At 39.5% G+C, this 23,522-nt stretch carries 23 protein-coding genes; 12 read left to right on the top strand and 11 right to left on the bottom strand.

Annotated features, from left to right (window positions below; genetic code table 11):
* Positions 1–177: 177 nt before the first annotated feature.
* Positions 178–351: a hypothetical protein gene (locus SLP02_RS19655; protein WP_319422414.1), complete on the top strand. Its 174-nt coding sequence runs from the start codon at positions 178–180 to the stop codon at positions 349–351.
* Here SLP02_RS19655 and ribD read toward each other — a convergent pair.
* The gene (ribD, locus tag SLP02_RS19650) at positions 342–1,454 is read right to left on the bottom strand and encodes a bifunctional diaminohydroxyphosphoribosylaminopyrimidine deaminase/5-amino-6-(5-phosphoribosylamino)uracil reductase RibD (protein ID WP_319422413.1); all 1,113 of its coding nucleotides are present in this window, start codon (positions 1,452–1,454) and stop codon (positions 342–344) included. The genes SLP02_RS19655 and ribD overlap by 10 nt on opposite strands.
* A gap of 231 nt (positions 1,455–1,685) precedes the next feature.
* Between ribD and SLP02_RS19645 the strand changes: the two genes are divergently transcribed.
* The 5 genes from SLP02_RS19645 (at position 1,686) to SLP02_RS19625 (ending at position 4,318) form a co-directional block, all read left to right on the top strand.
* Positions 1,686–1,916, top strand: coding sequence for a winged helix-turn-helix transcriptional regulator (locus SLP02_RS19645; protein ID WP_319422412.1), 231 nt, complete (start codon positions 1,686–1,688; stop codon positions 1,914–1,916).
* Between the two features lie 40 nt (positions 1,917–1,956).
* Positions 1,957–2,826, top strand: coding sequence for a phosphodiester glycosidase family protein (locus SLP02_RS19640; protein ID WP_319422411.1), 870 nt, complete (start codon positions 1,957–1,959; stop codon positions 2,824–2,826).
* A 130-nt stretch (positions 2,827–2,956) separates the two neighbouring features.
* On the top strand, positions 2,957–3,829 hold the full coding sequence (locus SLP02_RS19635) for an SMP-30/gluconolactonase/LRE family protein (RefSeq protein WP_319422410.1): 873 nt from the start codon (positions 2,957–2,959) through the stop codon (positions 3,827–3,829).
* A gap of 85 nt (positions 3,830–3,914) precedes the next feature.
* On the top strand, positions 3,915–4,103 hold the full coding sequence (locus SLP02_RS19630) for a type II toxin-antitoxin system Phd/YefM family antitoxin (protein WP_319422409.1): 189 nt from the start codon (positions 3,915–3,917) through the stop codon (positions 4,101–4,103).
* Positions 4,104–4,159: 56 nt separating this feature from the next.
* Complete coding sequence (locus SLP02_RS19625; protein WP_319422408.1) at positions 4,160–4,318, top strand: hypothetical protein; 159 nt, start codon at positions 4,160–4,162, stop codon at positions 4,316–4,318.
* Between the two features lie 187 nt (positions 4,319–4,505).
* On the opposite strand, the gene SLP02_RS19620 is transcribed toward SLP02_RS19625, so the two are convergent.
* The gene (locus SLP02_RS19620; RefSeq protein WP_319422407.1) at positions 4,506–5,024 is read right to left on the bottom strand and encodes a hypothetical protein; all 519 of its coding nucleotides are present in this window, start codon (positions 5,022–5,024) and stop codon (positions 4,506–4,508) included.
* Between the two features lie 129 nt (positions 5,025–5,153).
* Between SLP02_RS19620 and SLP02_RS19615 the strand changes: the two genes are divergently transcribed.
* On the top strand, positions 5,154–5,642 hold the full coding sequence (locus tag SLP02_RS19615) for a hypothetical protein (RefSeq protein WP_319422406.1): 489 nt from the start codon (positions 5,154–5,156) through the stop codon (positions 5,640–5,642).
* 243 nt (positions 5,643–5,885) lie between these two features.
* Here the strand turns inward: SLP02_RS19615 and SLP02_RS19610 are convergent, their stop codons facing one another.
* Positions 5,886–8,411, bottom strand: coding sequence for a sigma 54-interacting transcriptional regulator (locus SLP02_RS19610; RefSeq protein ID WP_319422405.1), 2,526 nt, complete (start codon positions 8,409–8,411; stop codon positions 5,886–5,888).
* A gap of 523 nt (positions 8,412–8,934) precedes the next feature.
* Here SLP02_RS19610 and SLP02_RS19605 point away from each other — a divergent pair.
* Together SLP02_RS19605 and SLP02_RS19600 are read left to right on the top strand one after the other, a co-directional pair.
* Positions 8,935–9,789 (top strand): AraC family transcriptional regulator, encoded by an 855-nt coding sequence (locus SLP02_RS19605; RefSeq protein WP_319422404.1) that lies wholly within the window; start codon positions 8,935–8,937, stop codon positions 9,787–9,789.
* A gap of 99 nt (positions 9,790–9,888) precedes the next feature.
* Positions 9,889–10,911 (top strand): hypothetical protein, encoded by a 1,023-nt coding sequence (locus SLP02_RS19600; protein ID WP_319422403.1) that lies wholly within the window; start codon positions 9,889–9,891, stop codon positions 10,909–10,911.
* Between the two features lie 419 nt (positions 10,912–11,330).
* Here the strand turns inward: SLP02_RS19600 and SLP02_RS19595 are convergent, their stop codons facing one another.
* The 3 genes from SLP02_RS19595 to SLP02_RS19585 are packed head-to-tail and all read right to left on the bottom strand — an operon-like array spanning position 11,331 to position 12,410.
* Positions 11,331–11,633 carry a tyrosine-type recombinase/integrase gene (locus tag SLP02_RS19595; protein WP_319422402.1) on the bottom strand — a complete coding sequence of 101 codons (303 nt, stop codon included), beginning with the start codon at positions 11,631–11,633 and terminating at the stop codon, positions 11,331–11,333.
* Positions 11,557–11,961, bottom strand: coding sequence for a transposase (locus tag SLP02_RS19590; protein WP_319422401.1), 405 nt, complete (start codon positions 11,959–11,961; stop codon positions 11,557–11,559). Before SLP02_RS19590 ends, SLP02_RS19595 begins: the two co-directional genes overlap by 77 nt.
* Positions 11,931–12,410, bottom strand: coding sequence for a hypothetical protein (locus SLP02_RS19585; RefSeq protein WP_319422400.1), 480 nt, complete (start codon positions 12,408–12,410; stop codon positions 11,931–11,933). The genes SLP02_RS19590 and SLP02_RS19585 overlap by 31 nt, the downstream gene beginning before the upstream one ends.
* A gap of 920 nt (positions 12,411–13,330) precedes the next feature.
* Between SLP02_RS19585 and SLP02_RS19580 the strand changes: the two genes are divergently transcribed.
* The gene (locus SLP02_RS19580) at positions 13,331–15,604 is read left to right on the top strand and encodes a response regulator (RefSeq protein WP_319422399.1); all 2,274 of its coding nucleotides are present in this window, start codon (positions 13,331–13,333) and stop codon (positions 15,602–15,604) included.
* Positions 15,605–15,650: 46 nt separating this feature from the next.
* The gene (locus SLP02_RS19575; RefSeq protein WP_319422398.1) at positions 15,651–17,516 is read left to right on the top strand and encodes a two-component system response regulator; all 1,866 of its coding nucleotides are present in this window, start codon (positions 15,651–15,653) and stop codon (positions 17,514–17,516) included.
* A gap of 16 nt (positions 17,517–17,532) precedes the next feature.
* Here SLP02_RS19575 and SLP02_RS19570 read toward each other — a convergent pair whose 3' ends face one another.
* Positions 17,533–18,732, bottom strand: coding sequence for a substrate-binding domain-containing protein (locus SLP02_RS19570; protein ID WP_319422397.1), 1,200 nt, complete (start codon positions 18,730–18,732; stop codon positions 17,533–17,535).
* Positions 18,719–19,744, bottom strand: coding sequence for an ABC transporter substrate-binding protein (locus SLP02_RS19565; RefSeq protein ID WP_319422396.1), 1,026 nt, complete (start codon positions 19,742–19,744; stop codon positions 18,719–18,721). The genes SLP02_RS19570 and SLP02_RS19565 overlap by 14 nt, the downstream gene beginning before the upstream one ends.
* 297 nt (positions 19,745–20,041) lie before the next feature.
* Between SLP02_RS19565 and SLP02_RS19560 the strand changes: the two genes are divergently transcribed.
* Entirely contained in the window at positions 20,042–20,464 is a 423-nt protein-coding gene (locus SLP02_RS19560; protein ID WP_319422395.1) for a DUF29 family protein, read from the top strand.
* A gap of 82 nt (positions 20,465–20,546) precedes the next feature.
* Here the strand turns inward: SLP02_RS19560 and leuB are convergent, their stop codons facing one another.
* The 3 genes from leuB to SLP02_RS19545 all read right to left on the bottom strand — a co-directional run bounded on the left by leuB (position 20,547) and on the right by SLP02_RS19545 (position 23,493).
* Complete coding sequence (gene leuB / locus SLP02_RS19555) at positions 20,547–21,638, bottom strand: 3-isopropylmalate dehydrogenase (protein WP_319422394.1); 1,092 nt, start codon at positions 21,636–21,638, stop codon at positions 20,547–20,549.
* Between the two features lie 101 nt (positions 21,639–21,739).
* Positions 21,740–22,411, bottom strand: a complete 672-nt coding sequence (locus tag SLP02_RS19550; protein ID WP_319422393.1) for a Fe2+-dependent dioxygenase — start codon at positions 22,409–22,411, stop codon at positions 21,740–21,742.
* 245 nt (positions 22,412–22,656) lie between these two features.
* On the bottom strand, positions 22,657–23,493 hold the full coding sequence (locus SLP02_RS19545) for a hypothetical protein (RefSeq protein WP_319422392.1): 837 nt from the start codon (positions 23,491–23,493) through the stop codon (positions 22,657–22,659).
* Positions 23,494–23,522 lie beyond the last annotated feature (29 nt).

The raw sequence follows: 23,522 nt of genomic DNA, 5'->3' as shown, positions 1-23,522 counted from the left end.
TCAAATGTTTATATAATAAATCTGTCAGTGTTGCAAAATCAATACGATACAAATGTATTAATCAAAAAATTTTGCCTACAAAACGCGATCGCGCTATTCAACAAAATCATAATCAAATAGATATTTATCATTGATGTGCGGGAACTCTAGATTAAGTAGTACAACCTATTTGGTCTTATGAGTTTTCTGACTCCTCAATGTTCTGAACTAGCCCATAACGTCAACAGCATCTTAGATTTAGTAGCAGAATTAAATACAAATCGGCAAGATGTTCGAGTTGCTGAAGCCTATTTGAAAAATGCGATGCAGCGCGTTGACAAACAGCGTAGTCTCTTAACTTGTCACGATTGATTGTTTATTGATAAATATCCTTCAATTAAAATATCTGAATTAATAACCTGAGTAGTTATTTGTTTTAATTGCAGTGCTTCTGTCATTTTGCTAAAGCCTAAATCACCGACGGGGGATGGTGCAGATGTTCCACCGATGATTTTAGGGGCGATAAATGCCATTACTTTTTGAATTGTACCATCGGCGATCGCACTAGCTGCTAATGTCCCACCACATTCCCATAATATTTTAGATAGTTCTTTTTGGTATAGATGTTCCATGGCTATTTTGGGGGTGAGTTGAGTAACCTCGATAATTTCTACTCCCTTGTTGGTTAGTTTTTTCTGAAGCACGGGGTTACTATTTATTTGCGTAAAGATTAGAGTTGGAGCAATATCGGTCTGCCAAAGGTTGCATTCAGTAGGTAAATCTAGGCTACGACTCATGACGACTCGCAGGGGATTATGTTTTGTTACACCATGAGTAGTTAAGTTCGGGTTATCTTTACGTACCGTATTGCCGCCGATAATTACCGCATCGCAGGTGCTTCTTACCTGATGTACTAGATGACGGGATGCTTTTCCTGTTACCCAAGCACTATGTCCTGTGGTGGCTGCGATTTTGCCATCTAAGGTCATGGCATATTTAAGTATGCCAAAAGGCTGTTGATAATTAATACGGTGAATAAAGGCTTCATTTAGCTGACGACAGGCAGTTTCTTCTACCCCGACTATGACTTCTATTCCCGCATCTTCTAGCTTTTTGATTCCGCCTCCAGCCACGCGAGGATCGGGATCTACCATTCCCGTAACTACCTTGGCTATCTCTGCCTTAATCAAGGCTTCTGAACAAGGTGGTGTTCTGCCGTAGTGATTGCAGGGTTCAAGATTTACATATACTGTTGCGCCTTTGGCTTCTTCTCCCGCAGCTTGTAAAGCAAATACTTCGGCGTGGGGTTGTCCTACACCTGGATGAAAGCCTTCGCCAAGAATCTTGCCATCTTTAACTATAACTGAACCTACTAAAGGGTTGGGTGTCGTTTTTCCTGCTGCGCGCTGTGCCAACTGTATACATCTCTGCATCATTTCAGCATCAAAAGCAGATATTTTTTGTTCATCTTTCATAGTTATTAAGACTAGCACTTGCTTGATGACCAAATTGCGATCGCAATTTGGTCATACTTTCGTGATTTTTGCAAAATTTTAATTTTTTTATTCTACGTAAATTTACTGTAGTCGTTAATAAAAATAGCGGATATAACTGCGGGGATAACTATAGGTTATGTCCATTATTTTTTTTTAATTAATTAAGTTTCTGGCAATCAACTTAATTAATGACCAAGGAGCTATTAGTCAGTGATAGAAATTAATATTATCAGTTCAACTCCTGGCATTAGCACTCATGCACAAATTTTACAGATAATTCAGGCGAGAAACACTGGTATAACTATTAAAGAAATTAGCAAAATTGTTAATCGTCCTGTTTCTATGATTCAAGTTTGTCTCAAAGACTTGATTTCTTCTGAAGCTATTTTTATCCGTAAGAATAAAGTGGGTGTGGGGTTGATTTACTATCCGAAATTTTAGTAGTTACCCTAGTTGAATAATAAGTAATGAGTAACAAGTAATGAAAAGAACGGGATGGATATTTTTAGGATTGAGTGTTCTGGGCTTGATTTTGTCTTTTAGCGTCAATAATTTATCTCTAGCTAAAGATAATCAAATTAGTTACGATGTAATAAAGCGATCGCAACATACGATCCATACTATTACTATTCCTCACAACAGTAATTATCTTGTTGCTCCTAAAATTTCAGGCGAACTCAAATCTATCCAAGAGTTTGTAGAAGAAAAAGATAACGTTGTTGCAGCTATCAATGGCGGTTACTTCGATCCTGTAAATCAAAAGACTACTTCCTTTATTACTCAAGAATCAAAGATTGTCGCCGATCCGCGTTTCAATGAAAGGCTGGTAGACAATCCTGATTTAAAACCGTATTTGGGGAAAATATTTAATCGTGCTGAGTTTCGTCGTTATAGTTGTGGAAAACAGACACAATACGATATTCAGCCACACTTCGCACCCATACTTTCTAATTGTACATTAAAAGCGTCTTTAGCAGCTGGCCCTGGTTTATTACCCAAAGATACTTCTGTCGCCGAGGGATTTACTGCTTATCAAGATGGCGAAAAAATCCGTGATGCGATCGGTAGTGATAGTTTAAATGCCAGAAGCGCAGTCGGGATTACGGACAGTGGCGACGTAATTCTAGCTATGGTGGCGCAGCAGCCACAACCTCTTGATTCAGGCATATCTTTACCAGAATTTGCCAATTTCTTGTCTAGTCTCGGCGCAGTCAAAGCAATGAATCTGGATGGAGGAAGTTCCGCTTCTCTGTATTACGATGGTCAAGCTGTCTATGGCAGAGTAGACAAAGAAGGGAATAGGATTCAAAGACCGATTAAATCTGTTTTGCTAGTAACTAAAGAGTCATAAAACTGGCGATCGCGCTAATGTCATTTAATCAAACACAAAACGTATATTAATCTATATTAAATTGCTATTTCAAAATAAATCAGGACGGGTTTTGATGGTTTGTACAGCTAAAAATCATCAAGTTAAGATCGTGAATATAAAAACCAAACAGCCAAGTATTTTACTCGATCATCCTCATCACAATGCCGAAGTCCCTACCTGGCATCCTCAACTGCAATGTCTTTACTGGACAGATATTCCTCAAGGAAAAATGTATCGCTATCATCCTCAAGGAAAACCTGAGCAAATCTATGCTGGTGAACCTGTAGGTGGTTTTACTATCCAAAAAGATGGTTCTTTGCTGCTGTTCAAAACCAAAGGCACAATTGAACATTGGCAAGAAGGACAAATCAAAACTATTGTGGCTGAGATTCCTGCTGAGAGATTAACCCGCTTCAATGATGCGATCGCCGATCCTTTAGGAAGAGTTTATAGTGGTACTGTAGCCACTTCCGAATGTTCTGGGAGGCTATATCGTTTGGATTTGGATGGTTCATTACAGGTCATCATGGAGGGATTAACCGTTCCCAACGGCATGGGATTCTCTCCAGACCTCAAGTATTTTTATGTTACAGATTCAGATACTCGTACTGTTTATCGTTTTGAATATTATTTGGCAACGGGGGAATTAAGCGATCCTCAAGTTCATATTTTAACTACCGAAATCGATGGCGTTCCCGATGGATTAACGATAGACAGTGAAGGATATATTTGGTCTGCGCGTTGGGATGGGGGACATATTTTTCGCTACAGTCCAGAAGGAGAAGAAGTGCTGCGGATTCCCTTTCCCACGGCTCTAGTTAGTAGCTTAACTTTTGGTGGTGCTGATTACAGCAGACTGTATGTTACCACCGCAGGAGGGCAAAATCGCTCAACTGAAGATAACTTAGCTGGCTCTATTTTTTATCTCAATCCTGGAGTCACGGGTAAAGCAGAGTTTTTATCTCAGATTGATGTTGGTTAACTTTATAATAGACTAAGCGATTAGCTAACTTTATTATAATATGAAGCAAGTTAACATCCACGAAGCCAAAACTCATTTATCTTAGTTGCTGTCTCAAGCTGTTCTAGGCGAAGAGATAGTCATTGCCAAAGCAGGAAAGCCTATTGTTCGTCTAGTTCCGATTAAAGAACCTCTTAAAGACAGAGTTTTGGATCAAGATGAAGGTTTATTTGTAGTCCCTGACGATTTTAACGATCCGTTACCAGAAGATATTTTGTCTGCTTTTTTCAAGTAACCTATAAATATAATCAGACTTATCGATCTCAAATTCTCAATTTAGAAGAATGACTAATGATTGAGACCATAGACATTAGAGCCTTAGCTAATCCCATTACAGAGCAACAATTCGAGCAATTGTGCGCTCAGAATCGAGATACAAAATTTGAGATGACTAGCCAAAGAGAATTAATTGTCATGTCACCGACAGGAAGTGAAAAACGAAATATTTAATCCATAGTCTTTAGTACCAACAAATAAATAGAGCCGTCTTGAATGTAGCTTGCTTGCTTAGTAGTCATTGTCTTAATTCCTTTGATTTAATAATGTTTGTTTTCTTGTCTCTTATTATGTATATAGTTAAACTATACTGTCGAGTAATTTATTTAAAATAATCTTTACATCATGTATATCAATCGTTTTAAATATTATTGCTTTCGCATATTAGTTCTAATGCTGCAATTATCTTTTGAGATCTAGTTAATTTTTTGTTCGTATTGTCTAACTTGTCTACTAAATAACTAGGACATAGAAAGTTAACTTTTTTATCACTAGCGGTTGCTTTTAGTTTTGATGCAGGTCGATCTTTGACCTTAAGTTTTAAATATTGCTCAAAAGCATTAATATATCTGTCCTTAAGTTTTATACCAGGAGTCAACTTAATCCGATCAAGTAGGCTTTCAGGACAATAAAAAGATAGCTGCTTAGTACTATCATTAATAGACTTATCTTTTTTTACAGTATTGCGATCTAGTTTACTAAGTCTATTGCCAGATCCAGGATTTTTATACTTAGGATGTTTTCTAATGTAGGTTTTGATCGTATTAATCGATTTGTTAAAATGCCTTGCTATTTCAGTTAGAGTTAATCCTTCTTTATACATCTGATAGTAGATAAAGGTTTTATTAGTTGAGTCGTCTAATTTCGCTTTTTTTGTCATGGCTACTGCTAATATAGTTTTACTAGATTAACTTTAAAACTTTATTTTTACCATATAGCGATCTGGGTCACATACTTGTAACTAAAATGTAGATAATCTGAAAGGATACATCTTATCCCAGGTTATCCCATGTTGAAAAAACTACTATTATCTTGTGCTATAACTGCATCCATGGTTGCTCCTGCTTATGCTAACTGGCAATTTACTGAATGGGGAATGAGCAGAGACGATTTATGGAAATCAAGTCCAATTGCTATGAGAAAAGATTCAACGCTTACAAAATGCGCACACTCTTATTACGAGTCAGATTGGCAAGCAGGTAAATTAAAATTTATTGCGTGCTACGGATTCGATCCTGCCAATGACTCGCTCAATAAAATTCAACTACACTTGAAAGATTATTCCGAAAGGGATTCTTTTTACGATGCTTTAGTAGCTAAATATGGACAACCAAAAATAAATACTAATCTAAAGGAAATTAGATTGATTTTTTATGAATGGCGTTCTGATACTAGTCTGATTACCTTAGTTGATAATAGATTTGAGACGGGCAATCCTGAAATGTATATTGACTACGAGTCTTCAGAGTCAAACATCGAAACAGAGAACAAGCTTTGAATATTCTTAGCGGTCGCATATCAAATGTACAAAAAAAATTATCTAAAAAGTCCAGGTATTGATGATTATTAGGGCATTAGATAACCGATCCAAAAACCCAACCGATCTAATTTTGGCGATCATCAGTGTAAAATAGTTAAACGCCGATCAAGATGCTGTAAACATCCATCGGCAAGTACGTACAATGTGTTAGGAATCTAGGCATCATGGAAAATTCTGACCTAATCTGCATTTTAGAAGAAATTAAAACCCAATAATTACCTGCCACATAGCTACAGCCAAAACTACGGAGGCTAAATGCTGGGGTAAGAGATACTTAAGTTGCTGACGAGCAATTTTTTGAGTTAGCAAAATAGAAAACAGCACGCCAAATATTAAACAGCATCCCTGTAAAAAAGCAATTACTGCGGGGTGAGCAACTAAGATAGGTAGACCTGCACCATCTAAGCCGAAGGTTGCCATAGTTACGGGTAATATTTTTCCCCCTTCTGCTAAACCCAAGCGAAGATAGTGAGCCAAGTTCCCTGCTAAGACCAAAGGTAAATAGCCATAAGCCAGTTCAACAAACTTGCGGGGTTTATATTTATTATTTAATTTACCCACAAGTTCGGTTGCGATTTGCGCCAGCAGAGGTACAGCCAGCGGTAAACTCAAAGCGATAACGGATACTAAAGCATGGTTGCTAAATTGTTCAAGGTGCAGATTTAAACTCAATCGAGCTGATATTTCTGGTAAACGGTGTAAAAAAATTACGTTTAACAACAGAAACAGCAAAGCTACTTCATAACTGTGAGGAGTGTGGGTTGTCCATAGTTCAATTCCAGGGGGACGCAGGTTAACTTCGACCGAGCGATGGGGACAGGCTTTTAAACAAGTCATACACAATACGCAGTCTTTATTGTCCGTTAGCTGTGCAGGATGGGAATACAAAGGACAGCCATTGGTTTCTTGTCCCTCTCCTTTGGCTGGGCCTCCTTTGTAGCATTGATAGGTAGTGCATTCTGCCGAGCAAGTACCCTGTTGCGCTCGCAATTCCGTCATGGAAAGTTTGGCAAACAAGCCATTCATCCCGCCGATGGGACAAAGATAGCGACACCAAAAACGACGTTCAAAAATGGCAGAAAAGATCATTGCTCCTGCGGTAATGAGTAGCAGCAAGCAAGCGGAAAGATAGGCGGTGTTTTCCAAATCCCATAATTCTTCCCATAGCAAAATTAGGGCAAACAAACCAAACAAAAACCAGCCACCCCATTTCTCCGCAGTATTTCTCGGCCATCTTTTAAGCTGTCGCGGAAATAGAATTAGCGATAGCTTTTGGGTGATTTCGCCATAAATCATAAAAGGACAGACGGCGCACCATAACCTGCCAATCAAGGGAAAAGTAACTAAAATTAGAGGCCACCACCAAGCCCAAAATAAGTTTAAAGCAAAGTTATGCTGACGGTTTTGAGGGGCAAGAAAAAGGACTAAAACAATAAAGGCAAAAAAGCTGGCGGTAAAGCCATAATTGATTTTGTCAGGATACCAGTCGCTACGCAGGAAGTAACGTAGTTTGGGATATTTATTGAGGAGATTTAGGCGATACTGTTTCTTTTTACTTTGGGAGTGCCAAACAACTTCTTCGGTAATGTCATCACAACCCTGTAGCTGAGTTAAAGCTCGCTCGATGAGACTTTCTAGTTCCCTGAGATTGTTGGGAAAATCATAAGCCTGAAGGTTTCTGATTGCTTCGGGGGTTATCTTGGTTTTTCGCAGACATTTGTTGCGTCCAATCAAATTTAGATAATAATTGATTTGTTCATCTAAATCAGCTTTTCGCACTCTTAGGGGGGGAACTTTAATCAAATTGGCGACTACAGAGTCGATCGCCTGTACAGTTTGTTCAGAAATAAGAATTATTCTGGCTTGAGAAGATTGTACTTGCGGGACATTTCCCCCAGGACGCATTACAGGGGTATACTGATTATCTTTAATTAAAGCGGCGATCGCATCTATTAATTCAGTGGGTAATAAATGTATATTATTTAAAACCAAAGTTCCTCTATCTAAGCTGGCAATTAGTCCAGGTTTCCCACCGCTACGACCAAACAACTCTGCACCACTAGTTTGTAATTTGGCACAATCAACTTTAATAATTGGTTGTCGGCGAGCGGCTGAACCAAAATGAATTAAAGCTGCTGTATTATCCTTTTCTAATCCTGGTTCACCAAAAATTAGTACCGAGTCTCTGGTTTGAGCAGCCTCTTTAATTTGCGATCGCAATCTAGTTGCATAACGGCTTTTACCAATTATTCCCCGTTTAGCTTTACTAACTAGATAGGGTCTTAAAGTTATCTGACGCTCTTGTTCAAACTGTAGCTTGTCTGATAATTCCCTAACCTCTGTAGCTAACTGCTGGGAAAAAGTCTGAGCAATTGCGGGGTATTGCTCGACTAATTTTTGAAACTCTGTCCCCTCAAGAAACCAGACTTTAGTTTCACTAACGGTCTTGATCGTATATTGCGTCGGCTGATTTAATAACAGAGCATATAAATTTAGTACCGTCCCTGATAATAAGCTGCTGGGATGGGACTCTGATTGACTATCGCTTAATACTTTTCCTGTATGAATAATATACAAGCCATCAGGCTGGGTATTTTCAGTAACAACGATCTCATCTGTGGCAATTGTTCGCTCATCTAGTAAAGATGCGATCGCCTTTAGAACTTCTAATGATAAATTACCCAGACAAGTTTTCTGCTGTAAAAAAGAAACTAAGTCAGAATTCATATTTTAGCCATCACAAGTTAAGTGATACAACCAGATTAGCTTATGTAGGTGAAACAAGGGCAAGAAATAAAAAGAAATTTTATTCCTTGCCCTCAATTTTCATCCCTTATCCCTTGAGAGTCGCTTTAGTACTCCTTATTTTTGGTAGTTGAATAGTAGGTAATTGCTTATTTGCCTTTCATCTGCTTGCTTTTAGGTTGTGCTTCAGGAAAATCAGGCAATTACTCTTAAATCTATTCTCAAGATACGGAAATTACCCCTCTTTTGTCGCATTCCCTGGGAGAAGTCTTTGCACTAGCCCTAAGCATAGCGGTCGCCTTACTTTTAGGACTAGGAACTACCTATCCGAAAGAGCAGGGTTTTCGTCAGCTATCTACAATTGATACTGAGTACATTTTTTGCAACACAACCAATTTAAAAGTGACATCAGGTCAAATAGATAAGCCAAATGCTGAAAATCAAATCTGTCACGGGGAACCTTCTTAAACCAAGCCAACTCAGCCAACTGTTGAGTATAACTCCAGTGTTATCAAGTCAGCAGATAGGCTGGAATGGAATCTTGGTCGAGCAATATCAATATTATTCAATTCCAGGCAAAACAGAAGAAAAAGAAATTCCTGCCCTGTCAGATCATTGGCTGATCTTACCTCTAGGACATCCCAGTCATTTGAGCCAGAAGTCTGACAATCGCTTGCATGAGTCCCTTTTTCAAAAGGGAGACAGCCTTTTGGTTCCTGCTAAAAAACCAACCTACTGGCGCTGTCTGGGAAGTCAGTTATTCCAGACAGAACTACATATTCACTTACAGCCGAAGTTGATTGAACAAGTTGCTAAAGCATCTGAAATAGATACAGAGCGGATCGACCTCGCGAATCATTTTCGTAAGCATGACTTGCAGCTTCAACATATCGCCATGTTGCTTTTAGCTGAGTTGCGATCGGGTGGCATAATGGGACGATTATATGTCGAATCTTTAACTCAAACGTTAGTCATTCATTTGCTGCGACACTATGCTGAGGCTGAGATTGTACAGATTGTTACATCAAAGAACAGAAGCTTAACTCGTATTCAGTTACAGCAAGCAATTGACTATATTCACACTCACCTCGATCAAGATTTATCACTCTCTCAAATTGCCTCACTCATCAATATCAGCCCTACTTACTTTGCCAGCTTATTCAAACGCACCACAGGTATTTCTCCTCACCAATATGTAATTGGACAGCGAGTGGAACGGGCAAAATTGATGTTGTCAAAAACGGATTTGGCGATCGCAGACATTGCCTTACAAGTAGGCTTCTCCAGTCAAAGTCATCTGACTCAACAGTTCAAGCGATTCACAGGAGTAACACCAAAGCAAGTTCGCTCTTCACCATAAGAATCTGACAAATCATCGTAAGAATCTGAAAGAAATTGAGTGTTGGAAGTCATTACACTCAATTAAATACAACTGGTTTCATAACAAGAGGTAAAAATCATGATAATTGAAAATAAGGTGGCTTTAGGACAGGTACTTTTCGCCGGAGGATCGGGCTTCGTGGGGCGCGCTGCCGTCAAGTGGTTCCGTGAGATGCACCCCAGCGTTCCAGTGCTCATTGGAGGACGGAACCTGCAAGCCGCAGGCGAAGTCGCTCAGGAGGTGGGCGCTGCCGAGGCCGTTGCCATAGATCTTGATAAGCCTCGATTGGGTCTCGGTGAAGACGTCGCCGTAGCTGCTGTGGTCATGTTAGCTCCTGAAGCTGGACTCAAAGGACTAAGCTACGCGCAGGACTTGGGCATCCCTTACCTGAACATCAACGCTGCCCTCACTGAAATCGGCCCCGAGTTGGCGATGTTCGCGCATCATGCGACCGCAGCACCCATCGTGCTTGCCAGTCACTGGATGGCAGGTGCGGCCACGTTTTTGGCACTCAACAGCGCCAAAGGCTTCGAGATTGTCCAATCTATCAGGCTCGGCGCAATCGTCGACGAAAATGATCCAGTCGGTCCAGCAGCACTCGAAGACATGGAGCGGGTGCACGGGGCTGCTCCCGCCGCTCTGGTATTCGAGGGTGGGCGGCGCGTATGGCTGTCCGGCGACGACGACAAGGGCAAGTTCGAATCAGTTGACGGTCGATTCCTTGATGCCACCGCATTTTCCACGTTCGATACCGCGAGTCTCCATGCCGCCACTGGGGCATCAGATGTACGCTTCGACCTGATGAATGGTGAATCGTCCAGCCGCCGCCGAGGCGGTGAAGCGGCGACCGAGATCGTCGTCGAAATCGAGGGCGAGGCCGATGGTCGAACGAAGCGTTCGCGATCAATGCTGGAGTTCAAGTATGGCACAGCCTCACTCACGGGTCTCTGCGTCGTTCTTTCTCTCGCGTCGGTGTTGGGACTCAACGACCGTTCTTCTGCCCGCCCTGGGCTTTACCTACCCGAACTACTCTCGGATACCAAATGGTTCCTGGATGAACTCCGCAGTGCGGGAGCGACTATCTACGAAGACTTTAAGTAAACTCTTCGACCAGATGGTCAGCGCTCGGCTTATAGATGCAAAAGCTGTTCTGCACGGCGTACGAGCCGACATACGTGCAAAACAAAACATGATGTAAAGTAATGTAAACTTCGACCTTCCTTTCAATTCATCCAAAACTCCTGAAACCGCTTTGGAGAAAACTCTGTATGTATAGCGAACACAAATCTTTGATTTGTCCATGCTGAAAGCATGGGACGAACAGAGTTCGTCGCTGAATATTGCGATGACCAAGATATGCTTGGATAGCTCTCGTGTCATGTCCTCTATCTACTCGCAAGGTAAAATCCGCAGGCGTGCCTTAACATATGAGGATGAACGCTCAAAGATAATTTTGCCCTAATTCTAGCGCGCTTAATAATTCACGACTGCAGTAGCAGCAGCCATGACTGTACCTCTCTCTAAAACAAACAGATAATTTGAGTCTGGATAATCTCTCTGCAATTGCCTTCTCTGAGTTCAATACCACGCAGAGGATGAGTGGAACTTACATCATGCTTGAGCCGATTGATATAAATCGTGCCACTAGTAAAATCAATCTGTGACCAGCGCAAAGCGACTAACTCAGATATTCTCAACCCATGACGGTAAGCTATTAAAATCAGAGTTGAATCCCGTAGCTTGTGCCTACCAAGCAGTCGCAGTAAGTATGTGTTGTAAATGAACTTTATCCAAACCCATATAGCGAGCAGAACGCATATCAAAACCGCGAACAGCTTGAGAAATTGTCTCTTCAACTCCAGCGCGTTGATTGTAAGTATTTAACCATGTTTTTGTCTCTTGTCGCTTTCTCCTTCTATCTATGGCAAGGTGTTCTTCTTTATGGCGTAGAGTAAGTTCTCGTGCTTCCTTGTTTGAACGAGTACACAGGTGGCGAAATTGACACTCTCGACAAGCCTTACGGGGAAATTTTACTCTGATTACTTTGCTTCCCCATTGATCGAGGAGAAAAGTCCATTTTTTAGTAATCAAATGAACTTTGTTGTTCTCACAAGTTTTAGCTATTGCGCCAAACTCCAACCTCTGGTACATTTTACTTTGCCCTGAATCACAGTATTAAGGTATTGCAGTCTAATACCGTACTTCTTGCCTAATTCTTTGGCTGTGCAATGTTCAGATATATTTCTCTTTTCGTTTTTCCAACTGTAGGTATTTTGATCTAAGGGTATATCTGACTGTTTGGCAGTATTTACTTCAACGGTCGAAATTAGCTCGGTAACTGAGTTTTCAATTAAAATTACAGGAGCAGTTAGCTTACCAATTTCTGAGTTGGAAGCAGCCAAATTTAATCTTTTCATACCATCTTTTACAGTTAGCTTCTTCATCCCAAATCGGCTTGTAGCACCATCAGCAGTAAAAATAATAGGAGTAGTAACACCTGATTGCAAAAGACTTTGAGCTAATTCGGGATCGGTATAGCTTTCTGTGGGAACTAGAAGTGCAAGTTCTTTGAGGGTAGCTTGATAGGTAATCTTTTTCATAGTTAACTTGTTTTTGTCACTACTGATTGAGAGAATGTTTACGCCAAATATTCTTAAGCGTGAAATTGATGATGATTGAATAGTACCTGATAAATTCAACATCAACTTCGCTTTCTTTTAAACCGCCTAATATAGGCGCTTATTAAAAAGATTTATGACACTTGGAGAAGAAAACGATTTGCTGATTTGCTAAAGTTTACAAAAAAATTTATCAGTTACTGCTCATCACATATTCAAGAATTCTCTAAGTGTAAATCCTAGGTGAATGGATGTTCTTACGCACATTGTATTCATCTCAGCAATTTTACTCATCCGTATTTTTACTGTTTTTAGGTATTGTTCAGGAATATTTGCTCAAAGACGACAACTGTAATTTACAAGAATCAAACTTCTTGTTTGATAATCGACTTGTTTAATAATTAACATCTAAATAGCAAAATCGAGATCGATTTCCATATGTCCATAAAGTATCTAGAGCAAAAATTAGTTCAAGCTTCAGATAACAATAGAAGCCGAGTACAATGATAGCTTACTCATTTATACAACATTATTAGTACACTAAAAAACAAATTATGCACTAAAATGTATTTTGACACATTTTAGCTATTGATTAAGTTAAGTTTTCTTTTGATTGTTCATAAAAAGCCAAATCTATACCTATTATTATAAAAATGCTATTGTCAGTCAGTATCTGCTATTAATCTGCATTTACAAATAGCATTAAATAAATATTGTTTGCCCTTTTGAGTCTTGATTTTCCTGGTAACTAATCTAAATGCACTTGAATTTTTTGATGAAGACTAATTGTAAATAATAAGGTACTTGTTGCTGATAAGAATTAAAGCATTTTTTAAATCAAAAATTGCCTAATCGCTCTAATTTAGGGAATTGTCTTTAATCGCCAAAGTGAAAAAATAATCATGAAGTCCAAGAATCAAATTTCAGGTTTAAAATCGCCTAAACAAAAGCTGATTCAGATTATACGTAACGTGCCACTGTGCTTAGTAATAACAGCACCAATTGTTATTGATATCGGCATTACCTGCAGCTTAATAAAATATTTTTCTTTTGATAGAGATAGACAAACTATAGAAAATATAGCTAAACAAGCACAAAATCAAATTAGCGATCGCTTATCTTCACGTCCGCATAAATACCTAAGTAATAATAGGGATCGACGCTCAGAGATTACCTCAAGTTCGGATCTAAGCAAGTCAAATTTGCCCAAGATTTTGCAGCAGGTAGACGTTCCCTTGGCGGCAAAAATCTTAATTGTTCGAGAAAATACGGTTGTAGCTACTAATTTTCAGCAGCAGATTAAGAGCAATCAGGCAATCATAACGGCACTGAAACAATCGTTGTCTAAAATAGAAGATATTGAGGGTAAGCCTTTCGGTTTTACAGCTAAACAGCAGAATTTTTGGGGACAGATATATCCTTGGCAGCATCAAGGTAGCCAAGACAAGCTAATAATTGTAATACCTCAATCTGAATTAGCTAGCTATGTTGCCACAAAGCCTGAAGAACAAACAAAGCAATATTTAGCTTACTTATTACCGACAATTTTATTAGGAATAATAGCCTATCTTTGGATTAGCCACAGGTTCAATCGTTTACAGCAAGAGATTTCAGTAGCTTTAGGAGAAGATGCTGAATCTGACGACGACTTTTTTCAGACAGAATCTGCTGTGACCGTTGGTAATTCTTTAAAACAAACTGCTGCTCAACATCGGAAAGCTAACCAGTGCGCCTCTCGGCGACGCGGGGTCTTGACTCATAAAGCAAGATCTCAATCTATGACAAACTCCCTTTTGATAGATATGAGCCATGAGTTGCGATCGCCTTTAAATGCCATTTTAGGATTCGCGCAGATTATGCAGCAAGAATCATCCCTGACGCGATCGCAACAAGAAAATATGGCAATCATTAATCACAGTGGCAAGCGGATGTTGTCAACGATTAATGAGTTGGTAGACTTGTCTAAAATTGAAGTTAATCGTCTAGTTTTAGCCAAAGATAGCTTTGATTTTTATCTTTGGCTTGATAGTTTTGAATGCAGCCTCAGACATAAAGCAGATAATCGAGGTTTAGATATTTCTCTAATTAAAGATTCTCAGCTACCACAATATATTTGCGCCGACGAAAGGAGATTACGTCAGATCTTGACTAATTTAGTCAGCTATTGCTTACAACACAATCAGAGCGAATCAATAATTGTTCAGATAAGTTCTTCTGCCGTTAATTTAGACTCAATTGAATCTAAGCTGCAAAATCTTCATTTTGTCATCGAAAATCTTAATTTCTCTCTCGCCTTACTAGAGCTTGTAGACTTATTCGATCCTGCCCTTAGCGTTCGCCAAAAAGGCAAGTTTTACGATCATAGTCCTTTAAGTTTGCCTATTAGTGGTCAGCTAGCAAAACTAATGAAAGGGGACATAACCGTTGAGCATGATAACCATCGACAAGGAAGAATGATCTTGCGCTTGGATCTGGCAATTGAAGTAGTTGCTAGTCAAGAAGTAGAGATTAAAGCTGAATCTTCTCCTAAAAAAGTCATTAGTCTAGAGGTAGAGCAGCCTAATTATCGTGTTCTAATTGTGGATGATTCTAAAACCAACCGTAAAATTTTGGCACAGATATTAGAAAAAGTAGGCTTTGAAATCCAAGAAGCAGCTAACGGCAAAGAAGCAGTTGATATTTGGCTGCACTGGCAACCTCATATGATTTGGATGGATATTCAAATGCCCGTGATGAATGGTTATGAAGCAACAGAGCAGATCAAATCTTATCCTCAGTCTAAAAGTCTGCCGATTGTGGCATTTTCCGCTAGCAGCTTAGAAGAAGAGCGATCGCTATATCAAGCTTCAGGATGTGATGACTTTGTAGAGAAGCCTTTCTCGGAAAATATTATCTTTGAGAAGATTGCTCAACACCTAGGAGTACGTTATATTTATCAATCGATAACACCTTCACCCAGCAGCTTTAGATTAACTGCAAATGCTTTGAGAGTTATGCCCGATAGCTGGATAAATCAATTAGAACAAGCAGCAGCAGCATTAGACGACAAGTTATTAACTCAGCTAATACAAGAAATTCCCCCAAAACATTGCGATCTGCAAGATGCACTGCAAAAACAGATCGACAATTTTGATTTTGATCAAATTCTTGATTTAGCTCAAGCAAAAAGCCCGTAAACAATCAATCTTACACACTTTCATCTTTTACACGCAAAAAAAAACGATGATTTCTTTTTCCACTCAAGACATCAATATTCTAATTGTGGATGACATGGCTGATAATTTGAAAGTTCTCGCCAATACTCTGAGTGCGCAAGGCTATCAAGTACGCTGTGCTAAAAATGGTTCGACAGCATTACGAGGTGCAAGTGCAATTTTGCCCGATCTAATTTTGCTAGACATAAAAATGCCCGATCTAGATGGCTACGAAGTTTGTCAAAGACTTAAGGCAAATATTTTAACCTGCAATATACCCGTAATTTTTTTAAGTGCCTTAGATGACGTATTGGACAAGGTTAGAGCATTTGAAGTTGGGGGAGTAGACTTTATCAGCAAACCAATTCAGGTCAAAGAAGTATTGGTGCGGGTTAAAAATCAAATTGCCCTCCAGTTGGCTCACGCTAAAATAAGTCAGTTAAACCAAGAGTTAGAAATAAGAGTTCAGCAGCGGACAATTGAGCTAAAAACCGTTAATCAAAGCCTCCTCAGAGAAATTAATGAGCGTCAGAGAATTCAGCAAAAGTTGGTTTACGATTCTCTCCACGATGGCTTGACGGGGTTAGGTAATCGTAGCTTATTAATGGAAAGAGTTGAGTGGACTATTAAACACGCCCAACGTCATCCAGATTATATGTATGCTTTGTTATTTATCGATCTCGATCGCTTTAAAGTAATTAACGATAGTTTAGGTCATTCAACTGGCGATCGATTATTAATTGCGGTGGCAAACTCACTACAAAAATGTCTACGAGAAAATGACCTAGTAGCACGTTTGGGAGGAGATGAATTTGTTATTTTACTAGACGGCATTAGCAGTATTGAAGATGCAACTATGATCGGCGATCGCATTCAAGGAAAATTGCGATCGCCTTTTGAACTGAAAGGTCAAAATATTTTTACTAGTGCCAGTATCGGCATTGTCTTTGGTTCTCCTGACTACACCAACGCTGCGGAATTGCTGAGAGACGCTGATATTGCCATGTATCGTGCCAAAGCTAAAGGAAAATCGCGTTATGAAATTTTTGACATGGCTATGTACCAAGAGACTCTAAAGCTATTGGAGTTAGAAAATCATCTGCGTCAGGCTGTCAAACGTAATGAATTTGTGCTTCACTACCAGCCAATTATTTCTTTAAACCATAGTAAATTAGTTGGTTTTGAAGCTTTAATTCGTTGGCAACATCCTACTAAGGGTTCTATTCCTCCCGTCGAGTTTATTCCCCTTGCCGAAGACACAGGCTTAATTTTAGAAATTGGCGAGTGGTTACTAAAAGAAGCTTGTCAGCAATTAAAGCAGTGGCAACAAAAGTTTGCCCAGATTCCTCAAGTCGCTTCTCTCAAAATGAATGTTAATATAGCCAGTCAGCAGCTACAACAACCAGAGTTTATCCAAAAGCTAGATCGTATACTACAAGAAACTGGTTTAAACGGTAATTGTTTACGTTTAGAGATTACAGAAAGCGTCTTGATCGATCCAGAAGGATGTATACAAAATACCCTTAAGCAGATTAGAGAGCGAAATATTAAACTTAGTATTGATGACTTTGGAACTGGCTATTCTTCTTTGAGCTATTTACGCCGATTTCCCATTGATAATTTAAAAATAGATCGCTCTTTTATCGAACAAATGAACTATGATTTAGAAAATTTGGAGATTGTTAGAGTAATCATTACTTTAGCCAAAACTTTAGGCATGGATGCTATTTCTGAGGGAGTAGAAACACCTCAGCAACTCCAGCAGCTAAAAGCTCTTGGATGCGAATTTGGTCAGGGATTTTTATTTTCTAAGCCTTTACCCTCTATTGGAGTTGAATCAATGCTAGCTCACTATCCAAAATCGTTTAATGAAAATTACCCTAATTTTAACTGAAATTATATTTACCCTATTATTCTCCATACAGAGGAACAAGCCCTGCTTTTCTAACTATTGCTTGACCTTCACGAGACAGTAACATCTGGGCATAGGCTTTTCCTGCCAACTGATCGGGAGTTCCATCTTGGCGAATAACTAAAAACAATCTTCGCGTCAGGGGATAGTTACCGCTTTTAAATATTTTTAAATTAGGCTTTCCTGCTATCAAGGGATTCATATAATTACGGGAATTTTCCTCAGCTAAACCAAATACTTTAATTAATTGCTGATTTTGAACTAAAGATGAAGAGGCAAAAGATATTGTCCCTGGCGTGGCGATTACTTTGCGCAAAGCAAGAGTATAGTTAGAAACATATTTAGTTGTTGATGGGATGGCAGATGTATTATCTAAGTTCAATAGCTCAATATCTTCTGGGCTAAGTAAAACTGGAGTTATAGGCAGATCCTGGTCTCCTAACTGTTTCCAATTAGTAATTTTGCCAGTGAAAATATCCCTAACCTGATCTAAACTTAAACCTTTAGTAAGAATCTGATTATTTCCAAAAATGACAATACCGTCAATAGCAATGGGAACTTGTTGCAGTTTCATGTCCCGTAAGCGTGCTTGAGAATATTCTCGGTCAACTAAAGGGCGACCATTGAAAGCAAAGCTGAGTTCGCCATCGAGAAGCATTTTAATGCCATTGCTATAGCTTTGATCGTTGTTTAAAGGTTTAGTATATCTCAAGTCAAAGTTAGGGTGTTCCCAGAGCATGGCATCATTCATACCATGAGCAACTAAAGAAGCAAAATACAGTGCGCCTCCATAGCTAAATAAGCCGTCAGGTACTTCTGGCACTTGACTCATAGAGTCGTAAAGAGCCAGACTATCTCCTTGAGAAGAAGTAATGTAGCTAGGTTGACGAGAAATAAAATAATTAACCCAAAGAGCGATCGCAATTGCTAAAACCGCTAAACCACTCAGCACGCTTGGCTTGTGAAGCTCTTGCCTAAAACCATTTGCCGACAACTTAAGTGCGTTTGCACGCTGAGGCTTAACTACGAGCGGTTTTGTGGCTAATGATTTATTAGTATTAGGTTCATCAATGCTTAAGGGATAAAAACAAATTTCACAATAAACGGCAGAATTATGGTTTTCAAAACCGCATTTAGGACAAATATGCTTTTGATTCTTAAGTGTAAAAGCTTTTCTTTGCTGATTATTTGACTGCATAAGCTTTGATAAAATTTTGATTAAAGATTTTGGTTAAACTGGGTTTATTATCGATAGACTTTAATTTATTGACCAAAAAATCGGTAATTTTGAAGGCAGCATAGGGTAAATGTTTCATATTATCTCCTTCACTAAAGGCTTCCAAGTTCTCCTCAAGGGTGAATATTTTCGTTCCCTCTTTAAATAATTGAAATTCTTCATTGTTTACTCCAGCCCTATCTGCCAAAATTTTATCGGCTTGGGCAGGATAATCGGACATAAACTGCAAAATGTCAAACCAGGTATCAATTAAAGCCTGTACTTGTTCGGGCTGTTCTTTGATTAACTTTTGGCTTACGACTAAAAGATCGGGAATTGCTCCTGGAAATTCTTTGGATGAGGCTATTTCCTTCGCTCCTTTTCTTTGCAGCGCATTTAACCAGAAAGGAGGAAACGCGCCCACTGCATCAGCTTGCCCAGCAACAAAGGCTTCTGCTGCTGCACCAGTTTCAATATCGATGATTTGTACGTCATCTCTGGACATTCCCTCTTTTTCTAGTGCTAAAGTTAAAAGAAAATCATCCACAACTCCCGCTTCAACCGCTACACGCTTATTTTTCAAGCCTCTGACTCCATTAATTTCCGCAGCAGCAACAATTTTGTCATTACCGGCTGAGTTGTCGTTGACCAAAACTGCGACTTCCCCTTTTACTGCATCTACGGCAAAGCTAATTGTATCGTTGAGGGTTTGACAGTTGCCGTCTATATAGCCAGAAGCCAAATCTTCCATCGATTTAGTATAATTGTCGTACCATTTAAGCTCGACATTAGCTCCATTCTTGGTGAATAGATCCTCAGATTCGGCGATCGCCCAGGGCCACCAACCAGCCCAACTGCTATAACCAATTACCACTGCTGGTTTTGTATTTTGAGGAGCAGTGCCAGAAGCCTTTGAGGGTATTCTGTGCCAGTTGGTTGTGATTACGAAGCTCAACAATAGAGAGATAGCTAAAAACCAAATTTTCTTTGCCATTTGCGATCGCCATTTATCGTTGATTGGACTACTACTTTTAAGAGCTATCAGCTATAAGCATCAATCAGAATTAATAGTGTTAACATCTGCTTAATTTTTTAATTAATTCTAAATTATAGTGATCATAGAGGAAAACGCGACTTTTTTAATATTTATAGTAACTACCTACCACGGCACAAATTACGCCAACAGCGATCGCTTGTAGTTGCGATCGCTGCGTAAAGCCGTATTGCAAGGGTTTAAATATGGTTTCCAACATTTAATTTAAAATAAGGGATAAGCAATTATAGATACAGCATGGAAGAATTAATCAAGCTACGAAGAAGTATCGAAAATAAAAACTATTTAAAAGCCCTGCAAATTGTCGATGAGCTAGAGGAAATGTCGGTAGAAGACAAGCTTAATAAGATATATAGCTACATGATTGTTGTACTTCTACACCTTATCAAGCAATCTGCTGAGAATAAGCTAACAAGATCGTGGGAGCTTTCGATTGCTAATTCAGTTAAGCAAATTAATAGAACAAATCAAAGACGTAAAGCTGGTGGATATTATGCCCAACAACAAGATTTAGAAGAAATAATCAACGATGCTTTTGACATTGCTTTAAAGGGGGCAGCTATAGAAGCGTTTGATGGTGACTACAGCCAAGAAGAACTTTTGAAGTTAATCGATCCCAAAAAAATTAAAAGCCAAGCACTCTCTTTAGTTGATTATTAATAACCCCTAATCCGAAGACGATTTAGCTAATGGCTATGCCTTTTATTAGCTTGGCGATCGCGCCATTGAAGATGTATTAGACTCATTTATCAATTATCAAGTTAATTAATACTTCTCCCATCTCTTTACAGCCTACAGCCTTCATCCCTGGTGACATAATATCTCCTGTACGGTAGTCGCGATCCAAAACTCGGTTAACTACGTTCTCAATTTCGGTTGCAGCATCGGGGGCATTTAAACCGTAACGCAACATCATCGCTGCACTGAGTACCTGTGCCAGAGGATTTGCTTTATCTTGTCCAGCAATATCGGGTGCTGAACCGTGGACAGGCTCAAATACTCCAGGTGTACCCGCACTGCCTAAGCTAGCAGAGGGTAACATCCCGATACTGCCCGTTAGCATCGCCGCAGCATCAGAAAGAATATCACCAAATAAATTACCCGTAACGATGGTATCAAACTGTTTGGGGGCGCGTACTAGCTGCATTGCTGCATTATCTACGTATAAATGGCTTAACTCTACATCACTATAATCCTTTGCCATTGCCGTAACGCGATCGCGCCATAGTTGAGAAACGTCTAGTACATTAGCTTTATCGACTGAACATAATTTACCGCTGCGTTTTTGAGCAGTTTCAAAACCGACTTTGGCAATGCGATCAATTTCGCTGACGCTATACGCCATCGTATTTACACCCCTTTGTTCTCCCGTTTCGGTTTCAAACACTCCTTTAGGCTTTCCAAAATATATACCGCCAGTCAACTCCCTCACCACCATAATATCTACTCCTTCTACTATTTCTCGCTTCAGAGAAGAAGCGTCAATTAGCTGAGGTAAAATAGTTGCTGGTCGAAGATTAGCAAACAATCCTAGTCCAGCACGCATTGCCAACAAGCCAGTTTCAGGACGTTGATTGCGGGGTAAGCTATCCCATTTGTAACCACCAATTGCCGCTAACAAGACTGCATCACTTTGACGACAGGCTGTTAATGTTTTTTCGGGTAAAGGTTCTCCTGTTTCCTCGATCGCAGCACCGCCAATCAAAGCCTCAGTAAAGGTAAACGTTAAATTATGTTTAGATGCGATCGCCTTTAATACTTCTACCGCCACAGCCATAATTTCAGGGCCAATACCATCCCCAGGAAGTAAAGTAATGTGGTAGTTTTTAGTCATAATAGCTGTTGAACTTTTCTGAGAAATGCAATTTGGCAATAGCTATTAATTTACCATTTACTAGTGATTCAAAGAGGTAGAGTTAATTATTTTTTAAGTTGTCATACATCTGCCCATTTGCGGAGAAGATTAGCAATACTCTTAGAAACCAAGTCAAACTCTGGGGTTTTGCCAGATTTAACAAAGATAGCGCGACGAGCCGTATCTAAATCAAAGAGAATTTCGCGATCGCCCGCATCGCGAATTGTACTCTGTACCCAACCAACAGCAACTAACCTTATTCCTTGAGTCACAGAATTAACACGGTGCAGGGTAGTAGAAGGATAAACTATAGCCGAACCAGCTTCCAGCTTATAGCTTTGTTCCTCTTGCACTCCTTCAATGACTAGCTCTCCTCCCTCATAATCTTGGGGCGAATTCAAAAATAAGGTAAAGGAAACATCAGAGCGAGATAGGCTAGAGCTACCTTTCATCAGCGCATTATCTACATGGGTGTCGTAAGACATTCCCTCGCTATAGCGACTGAAGAGCAGTGAATGAACTGCTTTGGGACGAACGGTTGATTGGAATAGAACATTATCGGCTAAAGCAACACCAATCTTTCTTTGAAGTTCTTTTTGAAACGTTCCTGTTTTTAGTTGCTGATTGTTTTTAACCAATTTAGCGTGCCAACCTGCCGTAAGCTTACCATCAACAAATTCTGCTTGTTCTAAAACTTGTTTAATTTCGGCTAACTCATCAGGAGAAAGAATTTGCTCAATTGAGAAAATCATAACTTTTGACTTTTTAACTCTTGAATTGATGCTTTGTAGTTAACGTGAGTTCGCATAAAAGCCCAAACCTTTGCGGACAACGGGTAATTGAAAAACAGTTTTTCTAAATAAAATTTTATATTTAGGGGATTGAGAAATCTTTCAAAAGCTAATAGCTAATAGCTAATAGCTGATAGCTACCTCAACAGACTAATCTTGTTAACCCGAACTCACGTTAGTTAATAACATTCTCCTGCACATCGAACTTATTTGTTAAATTCGATTTGAGTTACTAGAGCAGAAATTTCACCAGGCTGTTTGATGGGTTTTGCGGGTGGCTCAATAGAGGGCCAAGCTGTTTTTAATTCTGCCAAACTATCGGTAATCACCTTATGTCCTTCTGGATCTGCCTGGCTTTTTTGGTCAGCTACGGTTTGATATAGCTGATCGGCATAAAAAACAAATCCTCTGGAATCTTGATACTCTACCACTTCTACAAACTGATTGTTGGCGATCGCAGCTTTGTATTCAGCCTCAGCATTTTTTAGCATCTCCACCATTACATTTAGCACAAATTCTGGGGAGTTACGTTGTTCTTGGGGTACAGCAGCGATCGCTTCATCAATAGAAGCCTCCGACTTAGCGAACAATGTTTTCATTTCAGGAGAATCAGGAGCAGATATTGCTAAATCGTGAAGCTGATTTAAGGTTGGCTTAAAGTCGCTCACTCCCTTTTCTGGTAGTACAGTTTCGATATCGCTATAAAGTTCTTCTACAGGATGACCAATATGCGGTTCGGCTTCTTCATAGTTTTTTTGAGCCATCAATTCTTTGGCTACAAGCAAATGACCTTTCATCAAACCTAGAGAAGTCATATAGTCTACATTGGGATCTCCAGTAGCAGTTCCACCTTCACCACCGCCTTCTGCACCCTCACCGCCTTCACCGCCTTCTGCACTTTGTGCCAATAAATAAGTTTGGGAAGTAGATGCCTCTAGGATATTATCGGTTTCATGGGCATTTGTAGGTACAGCTTGAGTCCCCACTGCTGTTGCAAAACCACAGGCTAAAAATAATTCTATAGTTTTAATTCGAGTAGACATAAAATTTTATTTGGCATTTACTACGTAAT

It is taken from the genome of Pleurocapsa sp. FMAR1, from assembly GCF_963665995.1.
Lineage (GTDB): Bacteria > Cyanobacteriota > Cyanobacteriia > Cyanobacteriales > Xenococcaceae > Waterburya.
The sequence above is the reverse complement of the archived record's forward strand: the minus strand, read 5'-3'. Positions and strand labels throughout refer to the sequence as shown.

What these genes read in the sequence shown, in the direction of transcription:
- SLP02_RS19655 (WP_319422414.1), top strand. Translation starts at nt 178, where the DNA reads ATGAGTTTTCTGACTCCTCAATGTTCTGAACTAGCCCATAACGTCAAC.
- ribD (WP_319422413.1), bottom strand. Translation starts at nt 1,454, where the DNA reads ATGAAAGATGAACAAAAAATATCTGCTTTTGATGCTGAAATGATGCAG.
- SLP02_RS19640 (WP_319422411.1), top strand. Translation starts at nt 1,957, where the DNA reads ATGAAAAGAACGGGATGGATATTTTTAGGATTGAGTGTTCTGGGCTTG.
- SLP02_RS19625 (WP_319422408.1), top strand. Translation starts at nt 4,160, where the DNA reads ATGATTGAGACCATAGACATTAGAGCCTTAGCTAATCCCATTACAGAG.
- SLP02_RS19620 (WP_319422407.1), bottom strand. Translation starts at nt 5,024, where the DNA reads ATGACAAAAAAAGCGAAATTAGACGACTCAACTAATAAAACCTTTATC.
- SLP02_RS19615 (WP_319422406.1), top strand. Translation starts at nt 5,154, where the DNA reads ATGTTGAAAAAACTACTATTATCTTGTGCTATAACTGCATCCATGGTT.
- SLP02_RS19610 (WP_319422405.1), bottom strand. Translation starts at nt 8,411, where the DNA reads ATGAATTCTGACTTAGTTTCTTTTTTACAGCAGAAAACTTGTCTGGGT.
- SLP02_RS19600 (WP_319422403.1), top strand. Translation starts at nt 9,889, where the DNA reads ATGATAATTGAAAATAAGGTGGCTTTAGGACAGGTACTTTTCGCCGGA.
- SLP02_RS19590 (WP_319422401.1), bottom strand. Translation starts at nt 11,961, where the DNA reads ATGTACCAGAGGTTGGAGTTTGGCGCAATAGCTAAAACTTGTGAGAAC.
- SLP02_RS19585 (WP_319422400.1), bottom strand. Translation starts at nt 12,410, where the DNA reads ATGAAAAAGATTACCTATCAAGCTACCCTCAAAGAACTTGCACTTCTA.
- SLP02_RS19580 (WP_319422399.1), top strand. Translation starts at nt 13,331, where the DNA reads ATGAAGTCCAAGAATCAAATTTCAGGTTTAAAATCGCCTAAACAAAAG.
- SLP02_RS19575 (WP_319422398.1), top strand. Translation starts at nt 15,651, where the DNA reads ATGATTTCTTTTTCCACTCAAGACATCAATATTCTAATTGTGGATGAC.
- SLP02_RS19570 (WP_319422397.1), bottom strand. Translation starts at nt 18,732, where the DNA reads ATGCAGTCAAATAATCAGCAAAGAAAAGCTTTTACACTTAAGAATCAA.
- SLP02_RS19565 (WP_319422396.1), bottom strand. Translation starts at nt 19,744, where the DNA reads ATGGCAAAGAAAATTTGGTTTTTAGCTATCTCTCTATTGTTGAGCTTC.
- SLP02_RS19560 (WP_319422395.1), top strand. Translation starts at nt 20,042, where the DNA reads ATGGAAGAATTAATCAAGCTACGAAGAAGTATCGAAAATAAAAACTAT.
- leuB (WP_319422394.1), bottom strand. Translation starts at nt 21,638, where the DNA reads ATGACTAAAAACTACCACATTACTTTACTTCCTGGGGATGGTATTGGC.
- SLP02_RS19550 (WP_319422393.1), bottom strand. Translation starts at nt 22,411, where the DNA reads ATGATTTTCTCAATTGAGCAAATTCTTTCTCCTGATGAGTTAGCCGAA.
- SLP02_RS19545 (WP_319422392.1), bottom strand. Translation starts at nt 23,493, where the DNA reads ATGTCTACTCGAATTAAAACTATAGAATTATTTTTAGCCTGTGGTTTT.